Source organism: Rhodanobacter sp. B05 (genome assembly GCF_002001085.1).
Classification (GTDB): domain Bacteria; phylum Pseudomonadota; class Gammaproteobacteria; order Xanthomonadales; family Rhodanobacteraceae; genus Rhodanobacter.
Genome location: NZ_MUNU01000017.1, coordinates 453010 through 471669, shown reverse-complemented (window position 1 = coordinate 471669; position 18660 = coordinate 453010). Strand labels below are relative to the sequence as shown.

The window sequence follows — 18660 nt, the reverse complement described above, 5'->3', positions numbered from 1 at the left end:
CCGCCCCGCCGCTGGGCCAACAATATGCGGATGAACGACCTCAGCCACTACCCCCACCTGGCGCCGATCGAGACGCCGGCGGATCTGCGCCGCGTGCCCGATGACGAACTGCCGGCCGTGGCCGACGAGCTGCGCCGGTACCTGATCGAGGCGGTGGCCAGCTCGGGCGGCCACTTCGGCGCCGGCCTGGGCGTGGTCGAGCTGACCGTGGCCCTGCATCACGAGTTCGATACCCCGCACGACCGCCTGGTGTGGGACGTCGGCCACCAGTGCTACCCGCACAAGATCCTCACCGGCCGCCGCGAGCGCATCACCACGATCAAGAAGAAGGACGGCCTGGCGCCGTTCCCGCGGCGCGAGGAAAGCGAGTACGACAGCTTCGGCGTCGGCCATTCCTCCACCTCGATCTCGGCCGCGCTGGGCATGGCGATCGCCGCGCAGCGCAAGAACGACAAGCGCAAGGTGGTGGCGGTGATCGGCGACGGCGCGATGACTGCCGGCATGGCCTTCGAGGCGCTCAACCACGCCGGCGACGTGGAGCCGGACATGCTCGTCGTCTTCAACGACAACGGCATGTCGATCAGCGAGAACGTGGGCGCGCTGACCAAGATGATGGCCCGCGCAATGGCCAGCCGCCGGCTCAACGAATGGCGCGAACGGGCCAAGCGGGCGATTCCGAAGCAGTCCTTCTTCGGGCGCTGGTTCAAGCGCTGGGAGGAACACGCCAAGGGCATGTTCGTGCCCTCGACCCTGTTCGAGGAACTCGGCTTCCACTACACCGGCCCGATCGACGGCCACAACATTCCGCAATTGCTGCAGGCGCTGCGCACGGTGAAGAACCTGCCCGGCCCGCAGTTGCTGCACGTGATCACCACCAAGGGCAAGGGTTACGCCCCGGCCGAACAGGCGCAGATCGAATACCACGCGGTGGGTCCGTTCGACCCGCAGGCCGGCCTGAAGAAGAAACCCGGCCCGGCCCGGCCCACCTACACCGACGTCTTCGGCGACTGGTTGTGCGACCAGGCCGCCGCCGACGAGCGCCTGCTCGGCATCACCCCGGCGATGCGCGAAGGCTCGGGCCTGGTGCGCTTCTCCAAGGAATACCCCGAACGCTACTTCGACGTGGCCATCGCCGAGCAGCATGCGGTGACGCTGGCCGCCGGCATGGCCTGCGAGGGCGCCAAACCCGTCGTGGCGATCTACTCCACCTTCCTGCAGCGCGCCTACGACCAGGCGATCCACGACGTGGCGCTGCAGAACCTCGACGTCACCTTCGCGATCGATCGTGCCGGCGTGGTCGGTCCCGACGGCGCCACCCACTCAGGCAGCTTCGACCTCAGCTTCCTGCGCTGCCTGCCCAACTTCGTCATCATGGCGCCAGCCGACGAGCACGAATGCCGCATGATGCTGAGCACCGGCTTCCAGCATCACGGCCCCGCCGCGATCCGGTATCCGCGCGGCTGCGGTCCCGGCGTGGCGATCCACCCCGAGCTGGAGACGCTGCCGATCGGCAAGGCCGAGCTGCGCCGGCGCGGCCATGGCCTGGCACTGCTCAGCTTCGGCGCCATGCTGGAGTCCGCCGCCACCCTCGCCGCCGAGTTCGATGCGACCCTGATCAACATGCGCTTCGTGAAACCGCTGGACGAGGCGCTGATCGTGGAACTGGCGAACAGCCACGAGGCCTTCGTCACGCTGGAAGACAACGCCGTCGCCGGTGGCGCCGGCTCGGCCGTGGCCGAGTGCCTGGCCGCCCATGGCATCGTCCTTCCGGTATTGCAACTTGGCCTTCCAGACGTCTATCTGGAACATGGCAGCCGTGAAGAGGTGCTGGCCATGGCCGGACTCGACTTGGCCGGCATCCGCAACGCGATTCGCGCACGCTTTCCGCGCGCGGTGCAGTCCAGCGCCGCGAGCGCGTAATAGTGGCTGCGTGCGCCGCAAGACTTGTGACATCAAGGATCCTTACGAGATCATCACTTGGGTCATCCAAGAAGGCAGCTCGGGACCGAACTACCAGAATCCGTAGTCAGGGATGGCCCGTTCGTCCCGAGTTTGTCGAAGGATCAGTTCGGGACTTGTGCAGCAGCTCGACCGGGGCTTCGCCCTGACGCCCGCGGATGCCGTCGAGGACCCCGCGCAGCATGCAGTACAAGTTGCGCCAGCGTGGCCCGATCAATACGCCAAACAGCAGCAGCTTGACCAGCACGCGCGGCAGATCCTGTGCAATCCACACCCCCGGCGTATGTGGCAGCCGGTACAGCCGGATCCGGTTACGCATGATGTAGTACAACCTCGGCGGTCCGTGCACCACTACCTGGCCAAGTCCGAACGGCATGCTGTGGCGGGCGTCTCCCAGCCGATGATGCATCGTCGCGGCGCATACGCCTCGCAACTCATATCCCTGCGCACGAGCACGGAAACTCCATTCCATATCCACATTGTCGATGAACAACCCGGCATCCATCGGGCCGACCCGGTCGAACACAGCCAGCGGAATCAGCGCGCCGGAACTGATCAGGAAGTCACAGGCCACCGTCTGCTCCGCCGAATCGCACCACAACTTGCGGTTCAGCGGAAAGCCAAACCGCACGAACGGGGCATGATGGCCCTCCCGCGCATCATGAAAGCGCGGACCAACCGCAGCCACTGGCTGGACGGCATTTGTCGACTGCAGCGCTGCAAGCAGCGATTCGACCATCCCCTCGCCCGGCTCACTGTCCTGGTCGAGCAGCAGCACCTGGAGGTAGCCCCGGGCCCTTGCCCACTCGATCCCGATATTCTGTGCCGCAGCCAGCCCGATGTTGCGCGATTGACCGAGAAGCGCCCCTCGGCGATTCGCCAGCGCCGTGCCCAACGCCTGCTGCCACTCGCCCGTACTGGCGTTGTCGACCAGCACAACGCCACCGACCCGCGTGATCACCGAATCAACCAGGCTCCGTAATTCGGTCGGGTCGGGCTGATAGCTCACGATCACGGCGCATACCGTGGCCGTGGAGTAGGCGGAACACTCAGTCATGACGCAGCCGGTTCCTTGCAATGTTCAGCGTGTGCCGGTGAGGCGGGTCGCAAGGAGTGGCCGGATGGCACGGTTCGGGTCATGCCGCGCGGACCGATCCGAACGCATCCTGTCCTCTGCGCTGTCGCCGCCGGCACGATCGGCGCGATAACCGGGGATGATACCGAATAGCCTGCGTCGAAGCCCATCATGCCTCGTTGCCACAAGCCTTTCGAGCCTGCGGACCGGCTTGCGTTAGAATAATCCGCTGTTTCACTGTCGCAGCCTCACACGGGCGCCAGCACTAAGGAATCATTGATGAAAATTCTGGTCGGCTACAAGCGTGTCGTGGACTACAACGTGCGCATCCAGGTCAAGCCCGACGGCAGCGGCGTGGTCACCGACGGCGTCAAGCTGTCTGCCAATCCGTTCGACGACATCGCGCTGGAAGAGGCATTGCGCCTGCGCGAGAAAGGTGTCGCCGAGGAAGTGATCGTGGTCGGCATCGGCCCGACCGACCTCACCGCGCACCTGCGCAACGGGCTGGCCATGGGCGCGAACCGCGCCATCCATGTGGTCACCGGCGACGCCGTGCAGCCGCTGACCGCCGCCCGCGTCTTCCTCAAGCTGATCGAGAAAGAGCAGCCGGAGCTGGTGATCCTGGGCAAGCAGGCGATCGACGACGACGCCAACCAGACCGGCCAGATGCTCGCCGCACTGTGGGACCGCCCGCAGGCCACGTTCGCCAGCAAGGTCGAGATCGCCGACGGCAAGGCCACGGTGACCCGCGAGGTCGACGCCGGCCTGGAAGTGATCGAGGCCGAGCTGCCGGCGGTGATCACCACCGACCTGCGCCTCAACGAGCCACGCTTCATCAAGCTGCCGGACATCATGAAGGCGAAGTCCAAGCCGATCGACACGATCGAGCTCGGCTCGCTCGGCGTCGAGGCGCACGATCACCTGAAGACCACGCACTACGCCGCGCCGGCCAAGCGCAGCAAAGGCGTGATGGTGAAGGACGCGGCCGAGCTGGTTGCGGCGCTGAAGCAGAAAGGTCTGCTCTAAGCAGCCGCACAGGAGAAACCACATGAGCAAGATTCTGGTCATCGCCGAACATCTGGACGGCAAACTCAACTCCTCCACCGCGCGTGCCGTGAGCGCCGCCGTCGCGGTGAAGGGTGCGGCCATCGATGTGCTGGTACTCGCTGACAACGTCGACGCGATCGCCGCCGAGGCTGCGAAGATCGACGGCGTGAGCCGTGTGCTCACCGTCGCCCGCGCCGAGAACGCGCACCCATTGGCTGCCGTGCTGGCCCCGCAGATCGCCAAAGCCGCCGCCGGCTACAGCCACGTGTTCGTGCCGTCCACCACGTTCGGCAAGGACGTCGCGCCGCGTGTCGCTGCCCTGCTCGGCGTGGCCCAGGTCAGCGACGTAATGAGCGTAGAGACTGCGCATACGTTCAAGCGCCCGATCTATGCTGGCAACGCGATCATCACGGTCGAGGCCGACGCCAGCCACACGGTGGTCGCCACGATCCGCTCGGCCTCCTGGCCTGCCGCGGGTGCTATCGCCAGCAGCGCGCCGGTCGAAGCACTGACGATCGACGCCGCGCTGCCCACGCATACCCGCTTCGTCGAACTCAAGCAGGGCAGCAGCGATCGTCCCGACCTGCAGAGCGCCAGCAAGGTCGTCTCCGGTGGCCGCGGTGTCGGCTCGAAGGAGAACTTCGACATCATCTTCAAGTTCGCCGACAGGATCGGTGCCGCCGTAGGCGCATCTCGCGCCGCCGTCGACGCCGGCTACGTACCGAGCGACCTGCAGGTCGGCCAGACCGGCAAGATCATCGCGCCCGAGCTGTACATGGCCATCGGCATCTCCGGCGCGATCCAGCACCTCACCGGCATCAAAGACGCGGGCACCATTGTGGCGATCAACAAGGATGGCGAGGCGCCGATCTTCGAGATTGCCGATTTTGGTTTGGTCGGGGATCTGTTCAAGATCATTCCCGAGCTCGAACAGGCACTGAGCTGAAACATGCGAGAAGTCCTGACTGATCCGGCGCACTGATGCCATGCGCATTCTTTGCTGGGGTACGTACGACACGAGCAAGCCGAGAACACGGCTGCTATTGGAAGGTCTGAGGCTGGCCGGAGCCGAGGTCATCGAATGCCGCGCGGATATCTGGCGCGGGGTAGTCGACAAGTCGCAAGTGCGCGGCCTGCGTCAGCGGCTCGGCATCATGGTGTGCTGGCTGTTGGCTTATCCGCGATTGGCATGGCGGCTCATGCGCACACCCAGACCCGATGTCGTGCTGGTCGGCTTCCCCGGCATCCTTGACATGCTTGTTGCCGCACCGATTGCGCGCCTGCGCGGCATTCCTCTGGCCTGGGACATGTTCATGTCACTCTATGACACGGTCGTGGAGGATCGGCATTTGCTTCGCCGGGGCAGCATCGCAGCGAGGCTGCTGCATGCACTGGAAGGGTTCGCGCTGCGCCGGGCCGATCTTGTATTCCTGGATACGCAGACCCACGCACGACGCATCGAGCAACTGTTCGGGCTTGCCGCAGGCAGCGCTAGCGCAGTCTGGGTGGGCGTCGAAATGGAGCACTTTCGTGCCGACCCTGCCGTTCACACCGACACCGATGCTGCCCCCGATCCGAGCCCGCTGCGCGTACTGTTCTATGGCCAGTTCATCCCGTTGCACGGGATCGAGACAATCGTACAGGCCGCCCGGCTTACCCGCGACGAACCGATCGAATGGCAGTTGATCGGCAAGGGACAAGAGGCAGCCCGCATTAAGGCAATGCTGGTCGAACAGCCGCTGCCGAAAGTGCGATGGGACGCCTGGGTCGACTACCCACAGTTGCACCAACGGATCGCCGCCGCCGACATCTGCCTGGGCATTTTCGGCGCCTCCGCCAAGGCAGCCAGCGTCATCCCAAACAAAGTATTTCAGATCGTGGCAATGGGGCGGCCACTGATCACACGTGACTCCCCCGCTATCCGCGAAATGCTGGATGACACGCCACCCTGCGTCAGTCTGGTTCCGCCCGCCGAAGCCGAAGCACTGGCCGACGCCGTCCGCGCCTTCGCACGGCATGGTCGCCCGCTCGCACCCTGCCATGGATCGCTCCAGGGCAAACTCGGTGCCAGAGCAATCGGGCAACAATGCCTGGCCTTGCTTGAACATCACCTCGGATCGGAATCCTGAGCCATGGAAAATCTGCCCCTGTTTGGTCCCTCCGCTCCTGAGGAAGGTTGGGTACCTGCGCCCCGCTATCTGCTTCGGCGTCGGCGCATCCTGCACCAACTGCGCAATTTCCCCGCTTGTGATGTCATCGAGGTTGGCTGCGGTGCCGGCATGCTGCTGCAGGAACTCTCCGCGCGCGGCTTCCGTTGCCAGGCGCTGGAAAGCTCTCCACAGGCGCGCGAGCTGATCGCCAGGCTGAGCATGAAAACGGAGCAGATGCTCAACGTGCATGAAGAAGCAGACCCCGCGTGGGCGGGCCGCTTTCCGCTGGTCATGGCGTTCGAGGTGCTGGAGCACATCGAAAACGATGATGCTGCGATGAAACAGTGGGCCTCATGGCTGGCGCCGGGCGGCACCCTGCTGCTCTCGGTGCCGGCCCACCCGCGACTATGGAGTGCGGCCGACGAGTGGGCTGGTCATTATCGGCGTTACCGACGGCAGGATCTCATCAACGTCGTAGAGGCCGCCGGCCTCAAGGTCGAACACGTGGAGTGTTTCGGGTTTCCGCTGGGAAATCTCACCGAGCAGATGCAGGCACGCGGCATCAGGCGGCGGTTGCCAGCAACCGGACCCGATCTGGATCACCAGGCCAACAGCAACCGCAGCGGGATCGAGCGCGACCACGTCATGCGTTGGTATCCGGTCATGCGCTCGCTGCCCGGCCAACTGGCACTGCGCTGTGCGTTTGCGGCCCAGGCCATGAGCAGCGGCCTTCCGTTCGGCAACGGCTATCTGATCAGGGCACGCGCAGGATGAGCAAGCGGTTGATCCGCTGGCTGGGCGGCCTGCTTGCACTCGCAGCCGGCATCTACTTCGTCCGCTACGCGTACCTCGCACTGGCAAGCAAGGATCTGTCGGGGTTGCTGGACGGCGGGGTGATCGCCGCAGCAACCGCACTGACCGTACTTTATGCGTTGCTGATTCCTACCACCGGAGTGGCCTGGACCTGGCTGCTGCGCGCCATGGGTCAGCCGGCGCGCTATCGCCGGATGCTGCCGATCCTGGCAGTCACCCAGTTCGGCAAGTATTTGCCCGGCAACGTGGCGCAGCACATCGGACGCATCGCCATGGCGCGCGGCGCCGGAGTGCAGCTTCCGGCCGCGCTGTTCTCAATCGCCTATGAAATGTTGTTGATGCTGGTGGCCTGTGCCCATATCAGCGCATTGACCCTGCTGTGGGATCCACCGGCAGCGCTCTCTCACTGGAAAATCACCGAGTACCGTCTTCCGCTGCTGCTCATTGTCACGCTGGGTGCCTTCATCGCGTTGCTGCTCGCTCCGCGGGTTGCCTCCAGGCTGGCGATCTATCGGGCCCGCCACCGCGGTGACCAGGACTACGTGCCGCCCAGACTCCACTTGAACGCCGCCACGGTGCTCGCCTGCTACTTTACCTACGCCATAAACTTCTGCCTGATCGGCATCGGGCTATGGCTGGTATCGCACGCCCTGCTTGCTGGCGTGACCGCGCCACCAAGCCCGATTTTTCTGACCGGTGCCTTCGCCAGTAGCTGGATTCTGGGGTTTGTCGCTCCGGGCGCACCGGCCGGGCTGGGCATCCGCGAGGCGATCCTCAGCGCATGGCTAAGCGGCGCGCTGCCGGCGGAACAGGTCGTCTTGCTGGTCGTTGTCCTTCGGATCGCCACGACACTGGGCGATCTGTTCAGCCTTGCATGGGGAAGCATCGCGACCGGTCGCAATGGTTTGCCGACCTGAGAACGGCAAACCGTTACCATGAGCCGACATGCCAAGGCTTCGGATGCGCGGCAAGGGAAAATCCGGAGAATTCAGCCAGCTCACCAGTGGCAATCTCCCGATCCCGCAACATCAGCCATGGCCACAACCACGGCATCGGTGCAGTCCACCATTTCCGCGTTCAAGGAATACGCCTCATGAAACTCATCATCCAGATCCCCTGCCTCAATGAATCCGAGACACTGGCCATCGCGCTGGCTGATCTGCCGCATGAGGTCGAGGGTTTTGACACCGTTGAATGGCTGATCATCGACGATGGCTCGACCGACAACACCGCCCAAGTCGCCAAGGCAAACGGTGTCCACCACGTTGTGCGCCATCCGGTGAATCGCGGCCTGGCCGTTGGCTTCATGTCCGGACTCGACGCATGCCTGCAGTTGGGTGCGGACGTGATCGTCAACACCGATGCCGACAATCAGTACTGTGGCGCCGACATCCCCAAGCTCACCGCACCGGTGCTGGCTCATGAAGCCGACATCGTCATCGGTGCGCGGCCGATCGACGACACCGAGCATTTTTCTTGGATCAAGAAAAAGCTGCAGCGCCTCGGGAGCTGGGCCGTGCGCGTGGCCAGCAAGACCGACGTCGCCGACGCCCCCAGCGGTTTCCGCGCGATGTCGCGCGAAGCAGCCCTGCGCCTCAACGTGTTCAACGCGTATACCTATACGCTGGAAACCATCATCCAGGCGGGCCAGAGCAATTTGACCATCGTCTCCGTGCCCATCCGCACCAATGGCGACCTGCGTCCGTCGCGACTGGTCAAGAGCATTTCCAGTTACGTCAAGCGTTCGCTGGTGACGATCCTTCGCGTCTTCGTGATTTACCGTCCCTTGGCGCTGTTTTTCTACGTGGGTTCGGTGTTCTGGCTGATCGGACTGGCCGCGGGCGCGCGCTTCCTTTACTACTACCTTGACCACAGCGGCGAAGGCCACGTGCAGTCGGTCATCCTCGCCTCCCTGTGTGTCACGCTCGGCATGTTGTTGTACATGATGGGGCTGATCGGCGATTTGATCGCCACCAATCGCAAGCTGATGGAAAACATCAACACCCGATTGAAGAAAATCAGCTACGAGCGTCATGACCGGGAATGACCCGCGAGCCTTCATCCGCGCATGCATGGGCCGCCGCCAAGGCAGAATGACCATCGTCGGCAATGTGACCTCACTGCATGGACCGGGAGCAGTCTAGCCACTGACATCCGTCATGGCGATGACGATATTCTCCAATGCCGGTTCTTTCAGGGATGTGCCGGTCGACCAGCCACAGCCGGTTCCAGCACTCCGGGTTTGCGATAAGGCTGCAGGACGGGACCATCGCGACATTTCGGGAATACCGTGCATGTGCCGTACATCGCCCGCGGCGACCTCGTTCAAGGCCGTGGTTCAGCCCTCCCTCAAGCTGCAGGCACTCTGCGGTATTACACTACGCCATTTGGTGCAGGCGCGCCCCACCTGACGACCGCCCAATCCTTCTTGATTTTTTTCACGACCGAATCTCGAAAAGGAGTTCTGCATGTTGATCCCTGTGATTCTCAGTGGGGGAAGTGGCGCCCGGCTCTGGCCGTTGTCGCGCAAGAACCTGCCCAAGCAGTTCCTGCCACTCGCGGGTGACCTGACGCTGTTCCAGCAAACCTCGGAGCGAGCACGGACGCTACCGAATGTGGCCAGCCCCGTCGTGGTATGCAGCGAAGATCACCGTTTCCTCGTGGCCGAGCAGTTGCAGGTACTGGGCATCACGGGCGCCTCGATCCTGCTTGAACCGGTGGCGCGCAACACTGCCCCGGCCATTGCGCTTGCCGCCATGCAGGCGCTGAGCACCGATCCTGATGCAACCCTGCTAGTGCTGCCCGCCGACCACCTGATCGGTGATACGGGAAGCTTCACCGACGCCGTATGCAAGGCGTTGCCACTGGCCGCCGAAGGATGGCTGGTCACGTTCGGTATTCGCCCGGATGCACCGGAAACCGGTTTCGGTTACATCCGACGCGGTGAGTCGTTGAGCAACAACGGTTACCAGGTCGATGCCTTCGTGGAAAAACCCGACCGCGCTACCGCCGAAACCTACCTCCAAACTGGAGCCTACGACTGGAATTCGGGCATGTTCCTGTTCCGGGCCAGTCGCCTGCTGGAAGAGCTCGCGCAGCAAGCGCCAGCGATCCATTCCGCCGTCGACGCCGCTTTCAAGGGCGCGCACGCGGATCTCGATTTCGTGCGTATCGACAAGGGTGCTTTCGCTTCGGTGCCGGAGGATTCGATCGATTACGCCGTGATGGAACGAACCCGGCGTGCCGCGGTGGTGCCGGTCAGCTGCGAGTGGAGCGACATCGGTTCCTGGGCCGCGTTATGGGCAGCCTCCGAACACGACGGCAATGGCAATCGCCTTGAAGGTGACGTGCTCGCGCTGGACAGCCGCAATTGCTATGTGCGCAGTTCGGATCGCCGCATGGTGGCGTTGTTGGGCGTTGAGGACCTGATTGTCGTCGATACACCCGACGCCGTACTTGTCGCCTCCCGCGACCATGCGCAAGACGTCAAAAAACTGGTCGAAGAGCTGAAGGCCGCCAACCGTTCTGAGCACATGTTCCACAGAAAGGTGTATCGGCCATGGGGCAGCTACGATTCCATCGATATGGGCGAGCGCTTCCAGGTCAAGCGCATCACCGTGAAGCCCGGCGCATCGCTCAGCCTGCAGAAGCATCATCACCGTGCCGAACACTGGATCGTGGTCTCCGGTACGGCCGAGGTCACGCGCGACGACGAGATTTTCCTGGTCAGCGAGAACCAGAGCACTTACCTGCCCCTCGGCGCCGTGCATCGCCTGCGCAATCCCGGCAAGGTATCGCTGGAACTGATCGAGGTGCAATCCGGAAGCTATTTAGGCGAAGACGACATCGTGCGATTCGAGGATGTCTACGGGCGCGCTTAAGACTGCCGGCTCGCACTTGTCTGTTCTCGCGATCTAATCAGATACTGAACAAGGCAGATCGCCAGCCGTTGTCGGTCTAGGAATACTGATAGGCCGGATCAAATGATCGATATTTTTCAAGTATTTATTGAGGTGTGCCGTGGGCTTTTTAAACGTTGTAAAGAAACGACTCATGCGCAGCAACCCAAGTGTGTCCGTTGCTCCGCTCATTGATCCACGCCACTTTCAGCCACCGCTGCCGCTACCCGCCGGGTATAGCCGGGAGAGCCTGCTTTCCGCCCTTGAGTCAGTAAGCATCGACGGATCGAGTAAAGGCGAACTGGTCGGATATGCCCAAGCCGATTTTGAGAGATTCATACATACGCTAGGCCTCGTTCCCGAACATGCCGCCGGGCGATCCCTGGAAATTGGGGCAAACCCCTATTTCACGACGCTTCTATACAGGAAGTTCAGGCCATCGTTGAATATGGATCTGATCAATTATTTCGGGGGACCAGAGCACCAGGCGATACAGCGTGTCTCATTTCCCGGCTTCGATGGCGTTCCCGAAGAAATCGACATGGTCTGGCACAATGCCAATCTTGAATTTGCCACGCTGCCCTTTGAGACAGATACCTTCGATGTCGTTCTGTTCTGCGAAGTGCTGGAACATCTGACTCTTGATCCATTACACGCCATGCTGGAACTGAAACGTGTACTCAAACCGGGCGGCCGACTGGTCCTGACCACACCCAATGCGGCTCGGCTGGAGAATGTTGCTGCCTTCATCGAAGGGCGAAATGTCTACGATCAGTACTCGAAATATGGGGTGTATGGTCGCCATAATCGTGAATACACCAGGCATGAGCTCAATCAGCTACTGATGCACTGTGGGTTCGAGGCTGAGACATTCTATACCGCGAACGTGCACCACGATATTCCGCCTCACGTCACGCACAATCGCGCAATCAACTCGATGATCGGCGCAATAACCAATCGCGAATATGATCTTGGGCAGTACATGTTTACATCCTCGATCAACAAACGCGACGCGGAAACCCGACGACCTTCCTGGCTTTTTCGAAGCTATCCAGCCGAAGAGATGGCCTGAGTCAACGTCCTCGCATTGCGACGATTCCGACCGAAGTGGTGGTATACCCCATGAGAGCCAGTTTGATATGCGGGTTGTCCGTGTACGGTGGAACATCGACATAGCCGTCGAGGTAGTGCGAGTCAGGAGCGACGCTGAACGTCTTCACGTCATGGCCGCGCGCTCGTAGCCGATCAACCAGCTCAAGCATGTCACGTTTGCGATAGAGGACCGTCGCCCCCTCCCGTAACGTCTCGTCGTTGGAGGAGAGGTTGAACTCCGTGGTGTGGCACGCGACCCCTCCTATCTTCAGCGTCTTTTCGACGCTGTTGATCACGAACTCGATGCCGGCCTCCAATGATCCCAAGTGCTCGAAACAACAGCATGACCAAGTGAAATCGAAGTCTGTCAGATCGTCATTGATTTGGTTCATATCGCAGGCGCGATGCATGACATGGCTGCGCACGATATCGTCATCGACGATGTTGGGATAAAGAAGTTGCGAGACCCCGCTGCTGTGCTCGTTCGTTTTTACCCAGCCCACGGACTTCCCCAACTCCTCAGAAGCATCCGTCGCCACGATTTGCGCACCATATTTTGCAAACAGGGCTGGCAACCGCTCGCGACCGACACCAAAGCCGACGCCGCGGCTGCCTGCCCTCAATACACCGGCCTGCTTCAAGTGATGGATTACAAACACCCACTCCCAGAGTTTCCGGTGATATGAAGGCGGGTAGTCGAACTCTCGGCAGAGCTGGCCGAACAACGGATGCAGAAAGTCCGCCGCACTACATGTCGAATACTTCATGAAAGCATGCTCTGCATCGAACAGCGGCGGGAAGCTCGGCAGATAGAGGCGCTTGTGCACGGCATCGTCGATTCGCCGCTCGAGTGAAACTTCCAGTTCGGCGTTCTGGACAAAGCCTTTCTTGTCGATAGCTGTTGCCAGATTCTCCACTGCTTGCGATACCCTGGAATCGATCCGCGCATCGATCCGTTTCAGTACCGGCGCGGCTAGCTTTCTGGCAAGGTCCCTCAGCATTTGCTATGCCCTATCAATTGGGGGAATCCTGGATCATATAGCACTGTCAGCGCGGGCGGCGGCGTGCGCTCTGTCACGATCGGCATCAGCACCAGCGCGGACTTCCTTCGTGCCGCCCAGCGTTTGATTTCTTCGTCCATTACCGCGCTCATCGGTGTTTCCGAAGAAAGGTAACACCTGAGCAAGAATTCACCGGGTCATTGCACTCGTGTGCTCGCTCCGATGAAATCAGGCGCATATCGCAGCAGGGCGGAGAGCTTTAGAATAGGCGGGCAATCAGACACTTACGGTCAAACTATCAGAAAACATATCTGAGTATCACTGATTTATTTTGTCAGGCTGAATCATCTTCAAACCTACATCAACGGTCGTCAACTTGCCTTCGCCATTGAAGAACGTACGGAATTGATAGAATTGGTTATCCATGTTTCCCGGCACTGTAAATACCTTCCGCACCGTGCCTTGCTTTTCATCAGTTGACACAAAATCGCCCTTGTCGATCTCCACGTTCGTACCAGCCAGAATGTCCCACGCACCAGAATTGTCGGCCCCTTGTGACAGGTAATGGATGGTCATCTCGTAGCCGCCAGCTGGGAGATGGATATAGGGTCCGAAGGTCAGGTAGCCTGCCTTGTCATGTCCCACGACAGCCTGTCGGGTGCAGCTCACCGCGTCACTCCCCGTGGTCGAGGGCAGCTTGCAGGCCGGCCATATCTTGGAGAACGTGGCATTTTCCAAGGCTGGCGCAACATCGCCTGTCAGATCACGGCGTACGGCATGCATGCCCGCTGCCATCGCCGATGCGCATTGCCCGTGAAGCGGGCTGATGTATACCCACCCCCTATCCACATGCGCCTCGCCCCGATGTGTCGCAGCCAACTGCGGGCATGATGGAAACCACAGGGCGCCGGCGCGCTCGTTGTATAGCACCCGCATGACGTGGCCACGCGAGACATAGTAGTACGTGTTATCCGAGCGCAAGTTGCCATCGCGCCCAAGTCCACGTTCGCTGAAGATCTCCGGATCAGGGCTGTAATGTGACGGCACATGGCGCAACATCCATTTTGCATAAGCACTCAATTCCAAATAACCACCACCGACAAAACACGAACCGAGCGACAGGAAGAGCCATACCTGCGCCCCAACCAACGATCCGGTTGTCGCGACCCGCCATCTGACGGGCAGCAGCCGATACAGCTCAACCAAGGCAAAACCCAGCGGCACAGCAGTCCACAGCGCGTACCTCGCAAATTGATTGGATCCGGAATTGAAGTTCAACGTACTCAAGCAGGGGACGACGAGCACCGCGTACAAGAGCAATAATGCGAGAATCTTTCTCACAGGAAACGCAGCATATTTCCCTTTTACGGCGAAGTAGGAAACGGCGACGAGCAGACCAAGGAACAAGCCGGGCATGCCGACGATCGCACCCTGATTGAGATCAAAAATGAAGGAAATAAGGCGATTCAACGATATATACGCTCTGGCGCTTTGGCCAGATTGGACAATTAGGCTCGTCACGCCGTAATTCAAATAATAAAACGCTGGCGACAATACCAGGATGAAACCTATGACCAAGGCTTTCAAAGCCATCATCGACAGCAGCGCGAAATCCTTCCGATTTGCCCAGGCAAACGGCAAAGCAAACCCCATGCATGCAAGGCAGGCAAATCCCACGGGCGGATTTTGCTGCGCCGCCACAGCAAGGACCAAGGCAGACAGCAGATATCTTCTATCACCAAAAAATACACCCCCCATCGTGAGCAACGATAGGGTGAAAACCTCCGGGCCCGTCCAATTCAGATAAAAACTACTTCCACATAGGACAGCCAGTATCAATAATAATGATTTCTCGTCAGCATGGTACCTTTTGCTTCTAATGATGCAAGTTATGGCCAAAAGCAGAACTATGAAATTCGTTATTAAAAACGAATTACTACTATCCATTTTAAACAACAAACAAATGGCCAGACCAGCAACATTGGCCAGAGAATATATCCAGAAATGGAGTGGATAGTACTTCCCCGATTTAGTCTCGAAATAGCCAAAACGCCCTTGACTTTGATCACCTGCCGTCCACCCAAGCCGGCGTACAAACTGACTATTCTGCGCAGAAAGGCCTTGACCATTAAGTAGATCAAGATAGTCCTGCCGACGCAGATCCGGGCTCAAATGATTCAACAAGGATTGCGACATGCCGAGATATTCAATCCCGTCACCAGACAAGACCGGATTGGATACCTTTTGCAGCACCATGCCGGAGATAAGAATCAGAACCAGGAGAACGGCAAGCCTTTTGTAAAGGGTCATGCGAATCGCTCAATGCTTGTCATGATTTGATTTGTGCCAGCAACGCCACACCGGCAAGTATCAAAACGGCGCCAACGATATTTTTCACGCCCACCAATTCGCCTTGGGCTGCGGCATAAGCCAGCAATGCCATGACACTGATTGCCACCATGACCGGGTACGCAACACTTACACCAATGCTCTTCAGCGCATAACCATAAAGCAGGAACCCCACTCCGTAGACGGACACGGCAACGAAACGCCCTCCGACCCCACCGTAACTGAATGGGATAATGGGGATATTGGCTACCCGGGTAAGCAGTACGCTGGCCAGCGCACCGCAAAAGCCTGCCGCGGTCAGAGCACCATAACCCAGAATATTCATCGCGAACCTCAGACCGCCAGAAATATGATGAGTACAAAAATCGCCAGCATGGCCTGACTGACCCGGTCAGTCACAGCGAAAATGATCGGATCGTCGTGCATGCGGTCCCGATGAGCGACCAGCCAGGCACGACCCACCCAGTACAGCAAGGCAGGACACAACAGCCACAACACCTGTGGTCTGCGGTAAAGCACTTCGCTCGCCGTGCTGTTGACGTACAGCGCAAGTACCAGCACGCTCAGGTACCCGCTCGCCACACCCAGCGACTGCAGCAGCGGCAGGTCATCGACTGCGTAGCCACGCCCGCTCGCGGATTGTTTCCCCGATCTCAGTATGGAGCGCAATTCGGTGTAGCGCTTCAAGATCGCCAGGCTCAGGAAGATGAATACGGAAAACGCGAGCAGCCAGAACGATAACGGCACATTGATGGCTGCCGCACCGGCCACCACACGTATGCTGTAAAGCCCAGCCAATACCATGACATCCAGCATGGCAATGCGCTTCAGGCGGAACGAGTAGGCATTCGTCAGCAGGTAATAGAGCAGCAGTATTAATAGGAATTTGTAATTGACAAAAAACGCCAGAACACCGGCCGCGAGCGTCAGCAGTGGGAAGGCAAGAAGCCCTTGAGCAACCGACAAGGAGCCCCTGGCAAACGGACGCCTTCGTTTCCGCGGATGTCGCCGATCCGCATCGAGGTCCAGCAGATCGTTGAGCAGGTAGACGCCCGATGCGCACAGCCCGAATGCCAGGAATGCCTGCATCGACCTGGAAAGCGCGGCCACATCGAAGACACGGTGCGATGCCAGCAGCGGCAGGAAGACCAACAGGTTCTTGAGCCATTGGTGCAACCGCAGCGCCTTGATCCATGCGCGCAACCTGCCACCCTCCCGTGGCAAGACAACTTCAACCGTACTCACCTTGGCGGCATCGCGGATCACGGCATTACTGGCATTCGCGACATACGCTTTTCTTGCCTGCCTCCATACATGCAAATCGACGCGGTCATTACCTGCATAGTCGAATGCCTTTGCGCCGTATCTTTCGACCAGCAATTGCGCCTTGCGTGCCCCCGAGAGATTCCTTTGCCCATCACTGGCAAGGACTTCCGCAAAACCGCCCAGGTGGACAGCCACGGCATCGGCCAATTTCCGGTCCGACGCCGTGCAGAGAATGACTTTCCGTCGTGCCTGATTGGCGTGAACCAGCTCCACCACACGATCGTCGTACGGCAATGTCTCGGCATCCAGATGCGCTCGCTCGGCCACTTTCTGCTTCAGGCAAGCCTTGCCTTTGACAAGCCAGGCAACAAAAGCGAACAGGTAAAATGGATTCCGGTGCAATAGTGAGAGCGCGGATTCGACCAGCAGATCTGTGCGCACCAGGGTGCCATCCAGATCGATGCACAAAGGGATATCTTGTTCCTTGGCCGGGTTGCTCATGTTCAAGGCCTGCTGCTTCGATCAAACATATGGTGTTGTGGGCCCCGGAGACACGAAGTTCGATCCGGTACAGGCTTGCCTAATGACTTGTCGCGGCTGCCGGCACCACTACACTGGCTGATGCTCCGGCAGAATCGCTCCACACTACTTGCCTGTTCATGCCTGAATAAGACGGCGCAATTCGTCAGTCTTTTCCTGCATCAGATCGGAGCTGCCACGCGTCTCCACATTCAGCCTCAATAGCGGTTCTGTATTGGACGAGCGTACATTGAAACGCCATGCCGGGAATTCCAGGCTCAAGCCGTCTGTTCGATCGATTACGGGAGCGTCCGCTGCATAGTGGGCAAGGATGCGGTCCAGCGTGGCGGCTGCATCATCCACGCGGAAGTTGATTTCGCCGCTGCACGGATAGGACTGCATGCGTGCTTCCACCATCTCTGCCAACGGCACTCCGGTGCGGCATATGCGTTCGGCAATCAAAAGCCACGGAATCATTCCCGAGTCGCAATAGGAAAAATCGCGGAAGTAATGGTGTGCGCTCATTTCGCCACCGTAGACGGCGTCCTCGATGCGCATGCGCTCCTTGATGAACGCATGACCGGTCTTGCCCAGTACCGGCACGCCACCTGCTTCTTGCACCATCTCGATGGTGTTCCAGGTCAGCCTCGGATCGTGGATGATCCGGCCGCCCGGGTGCTTCTCCAGCAATTGGGCAGCGAGCAGGCCGACCAGGTAGTACCCCTCGATGAAGCGACCTTCGGCGTCGAAGAAGAAGCAGCGATCAAAGTCGCCGTCCCAGGCGATGCCGATATCCGCACCGGATTCACGCACGGCCTCGGCCGTCGCGGCACGGTTCTCCGGCAACAACGGGTTGGGTATGCCATGCGGAAAACTGCCATCCGGCTCATGGTGGATGCGAATGAACTCGAACGGCAGGTACGGCGCCAGCTCGTCGATCACCAGGCCGGCACCGCCATTGCCTGCGTTGACGACAATCTTGAGCGGACGCAGGGCCGCACGGTCAATGTAGCTGAGCAGATGCGCGATATACGCAGATTTGTCATTATCGATGCGCACGGAGCCGACCCGGTTCGACGGTGTGAAATTGCCTGACTCGCCCAGCGCCTCGATATCCCTGAGCCCGGTGTCCCCGCTGACTGGCCGCGCGTCTTCGCGCACCAGCTTCATGCCGTTGTAGTCCATCGGATTGTGGCTGGCGGTCACCATGATGCCGCCACCGACATGGCGATGTGCGGTCTGGAAATAGACCTCTTCGGTCCCGCACAAGCCGATGTCGATGACATTGGCGCCGGCATCGTTGATGCCGCGCGTCAGCGCCGCTGCAAGCGTCGGGCTGTCGAGGCGCACATCCTGGCCGACCACGACTTCGCGCGGTTTCAGAATTTCGGCGTAGGCACGGCCGATCCGATAGGCGATGTCCTCATTGAGGTCATCGGGTACGCGACCGCGTATGTCGTAAGCCTTGAAACACTTGAGCATGTGTCCGT

16 protein-coding genes and 1 pseudogene are annotated in these 18660 nt (G+C 60.2%); 10 read left to right on the top strand and 7 right to left on the bottom strand.

The genetic code is table 11. The features are described 5' to 3' along the window. The first annotated feature begins 30 nt into the window (after positions 1 to 30). Both dxs and B0E47_RS13480 read left to right on the top strand, forming a co-directional pair. Entirely contained in the window at positions 31 to 1920 is a 1890-nt protein-coding gene (gene dxs / locus B0E47_RS13485; RefSeq protein ID WP_077514757.1) for a 1-deoxy-D-xylulose-5-phosphate synthase, read from the top strand. A 1-nt stretch (position 1921) separates the two neighbouring features. Then, positions 1922 to 2026 (top strand): annotated as a pseudogene (locus B0E47_RS13480) (4Fe-4S dicluster domain-containing protein); the annotation flags it as partial. Here the strand turns inward: B0E47_RS13480 and B0E47_RS13475 are convergent. Then, positions 2027 to 3016 (bottom strand): glycosyltransferase family 2 protein, encoded by a 990-nt coding sequence (locus B0E47_RS13475; protein ID WP_077514756.1) that lies wholly within the window; start codon positions 3014 to 3016, stop codon positions 2027 to 2029. It abuts the pseudogene before it with no gap. A gap of 297 nt (positions 3017 to 3313) precedes the next feature. On the opposite strand from B0E47_RS13475, the gene B0E47_RS13470 reads away from it, so the two are divergent. The 8 genes from B0E47_RS13470 to B0E47_RS13435 all read left to right on the top strand — a co-directional run bounded on the left by B0E47_RS13470 (position 3314) and on the right by B0E47_RS13435 (position 12015). Continuing rightward, entirely contained in the window at positions 3314 to 4060 is a 747-nt protein-coding gene (locus tag B0E47_RS13470; RefSeq protein WP_077514755.1) for an electron transfer flavoprotein subunit beta/FixA family protein, read from the top strand. Positions 4061 to 4082: 22 nt separating this feature from the next. Beyond that, entirely contained in the window at positions 4083 to 5027 is a 945-nt protein-coding gene (locus B0E47_RS13465; protein WP_077514754.1) for an FAD-binding protein, read from the top strand. A 40-nt stretch (positions 5028 to 5067) separates the two neighbouring features. Next, a complete protein-coding gene (locus B0E47_RS13460; RefSeq protein ID WP_077514753.1) occupies positions 5068 to 6210 on the top strand; it encodes a glycosyltransferase in 1143 nt (380 codons plus the stop codon). 3 nt (positions 6211 to 6213) lie between these two features. Next, positions 6214 to 7005, top strand: a complete 792-nt coding sequence (locus B0E47_RS13455) for a class I SAM-dependent methyltransferase (protein ID WP_077514752.1) — start codon at positions 6214 to 6216, stop codon at positions 7003 to 7005. Beyond that, positions 7002 to 7961 carry a lysylphosphatidylglycerol synthase domain-containing protein gene (locus tag B0E47_RS13450; RefSeq protein WP_168171071.1) on the top strand — a complete coding sequence of 320 codons (960 nt, stop codon included), beginning with the start codon at positions 7002 to 7004 and terminating at the stop codon, positions 7959 to 7961. The genes B0E47_RS13455 and B0E47_RS13450 overlap by 4 nt, the downstream gene beginning before the upstream one ends. Then, a complete protein-coding gene (locus tag B0E47_RS13445; RefSeq protein ID WP_254422928.1) occupies positions 7919 to 9091 on the top strand; it encodes a glycosyltransferase family 2 protein in 1173 nt (390 codons plus the stop codon). The genes B0E47_RS13450 and B0E47_RS13445 overlap by 43 nt, the downstream gene beginning before the upstream one ends. A 421-nt stretch (positions 9092 to 9512) precedes the next feature. Further along, a complete protein-coding gene (locus B0E47_RS13440) occupies positions 9513 to 10925 on the top strand; it encodes a mannose-1-phosphate guanylyltransferase/mannose-6-phosphate isomerase (protein WP_077514750.1) in 1413 nt (470 codons plus the stop codon). 172 nt (positions 10926 to 11097) lie between these two features. After that, positions 11098 to 12015, top strand: coding sequence for a class I SAM-dependent methyltransferase (locus B0E47_RS13435; protein ID WP_139351466.1), 918 nt, complete (start codon positions 11098 to 11100; stop codon positions 12013 to 12015). Position 12016: 1 nt separating this feature from the next. Here the strand turns inward: B0E47_RS13435 and B0E47_RS13430 are convergent, their stop codons facing one another. The 6 genes from B0E47_RS13430 to B0E47_RS13410 form a co-directional block, all read right to left on the bottom strand. Next, on the bottom strand, positions 12017 to 13036 hold the full coding sequence (locus tag B0E47_RS13430; RefSeq protein WP_217318936.1) for a hypothetical protein: 1020 nt from the start codon (positions 13034 to 13036) through the stop codon (positions 12017 to 12019). Next, positions 13030 to 13188, bottom strand: coding sequence for a hypothetical protein (locus B0E47_RS17055; RefSeq protein WP_168171060.1), 159 nt, complete (start codon positions 13186 to 13188; stop codon positions 13030 to 13032). Before B0E47_RS17055 ends, B0E47_RS13430 begins: the two co-directional genes overlap by 7 nt. A 166-nt stretch (positions 13189 to 13354) precedes the next feature. Beyond that, positions 13355 to 15346 (bottom strand): hypothetical protein, encoded by a 1992-nt coding sequence (locus B0E47_RS13425; protein ID WP_077514748.1) that lies wholly within the window; start codon positions 15344 to 15346, stop codon positions 13355 to 13357. 19 nt (positions 15347 to 15365) lie between these two features. Further along, positions 15366 to 15710 carry a hypothetical protein gene (locus B0E47_RS13420; protein WP_077514747.1) on the bottom strand — a complete coding sequence of 115 codons (345 nt, stop codon included), beginning with the start codon at positions 15708 to 15710 and terminating at the stop codon, positions 15366 to 15368. 8 nt (positions 15711 to 15718) lie between these two features. Next, a complete protein-coding gene (locus B0E47_RS13415; protein WP_077514746.1) occupies positions 15719 to 17152 on the bottom strand; it encodes a UbiA family prenyltransferase in 1434 nt (477 codons plus the stop codon). Between the two features lie 156 nt (positions 17153 to 17308). After that, the gene (locus tag B0E47_RS13410) at positions 17309 to 18652 is read right to left on the bottom strand and encodes a phosphomannomutase (RefSeq protein ID WP_077514745.1); all 1344 of its coding nucleotides are present in this window, start codon (positions 18650 to 18652) and stop codon (positions 17309 to 17311) included. Positions 18653 to 18660 lie beyond the last annotated feature (8 nt).

Bases quoted from the DNA above. Each gene is read 5' to 3' on its own strand.
- dxs (WP_077514757.1), top strand. From the start codon at position 31: ATGAACGACCTCAGCCACTACCCCCACCTGGCGCCGATCGAGACGCCG.
- B0E47_RS13475 (WP_077514756.1), bottom strand. From the start codon at position 3,016: ATGACTGAGTGTTCCGCCTACTCCACGGCCACGGTATGCGCCGTGATC.
- B0E47_RS13470 (WP_077514755.1), top strand. From the start codon at position 3,314: ATGAAAATTCTGGTCGGCTACAAGCGTGTCGTGGACTACAACGTGCGC.
- B0E47_RS13465 (WP_077514754.1), top strand. From the start codon at position 4,083: ATGAGCAAGATTCTGGTCATCGCCGAACATCTGGACGGCAAACTCAAC.
- B0E47_RS13460 (WP_077514753.1), top strand. From the start codon at position 5,068: ATGCGCATTCTTTGCTGGGGTACGTACGACACGAGCAAGCCGAGAACA.
- B0E47_RS13455 (WP_077514752.1), top strand. From the start codon at position 6,214: ATGGAAAATCTGCCCCTGTTTGGTCCCTCCGCTCCTGAGGAAGGTTGG.
- B0E47_RS13450 (WP_168171071.1), top strand. From the start codon at position 7,002: ATGAGCAAGCGGTTGATCCGCTGGCTGGGCGGCCTGCTTGCACTCGCA.
- B0E47_RS13445 (WP_254422928.1), top strand. From the start codon at position 7,919: ATGGGGAAGCATCGCGACCGGTCGCAATGGTTTGCCGACCTGAGAACG.
- B0E47_RS13440 (WP_077514750.1), top strand. From the start codon at position 9,513: ATGTTGATCCCTGTGATTCTCAGTGGGGGAAGTGGCGCCCGGCTCTGG.
- B0E47_RS13435 (WP_139351466.1), top strand. From the start codon at position 11,098: ATGCGCAGCAACCCAAGTGTGTCCGTTGCTCCGCTCATTGATCCACGC.
- B0E47_RS13430 (WP_217318936.1), bottom strand. From the start codon at position 13,036: ATGCTGAGGGACCTTGCCAGAAAGCTAGCCGCGCCGGTACTGAAACGG.
- B0E47_RS17055 (WP_168171060.1), bottom strand. From the start codon at position 13,188: ATGAGCGCGGTAATGGACGAAGAAATCAAACGCTGGGCGGCACGAAGG.
- B0E47_RS13425 (WP_077514748.1), bottom strand. From the start codon at position 15,346: ATGACCCTTTACAAAAGGCTTGCCGTTCTCCTGGTTCTGATTCTTATC.
- B0E47_RS13420 (WP_077514747.1), bottom strand. From the start codon at position 15,710: ATGAATATTCTGGGTTATGGTGCTCTGACCGCGGCAGGCTTTTGCGGT.
- B0E47_RS13415 (WP_077514746.1), bottom strand. From the start codon at position 17,152: ATGAGCAACCCGGCCAAGGAACAAGATATCCCTTTGTGCATCGATCTG.
- B0E47_RS13410 (WP_077514745.1), bottom strand. From the start codon at position 18,652: ATGCTCAAGTGTTTCAAGGCTTACGACATACGCGGTCGCGTACCCGAT.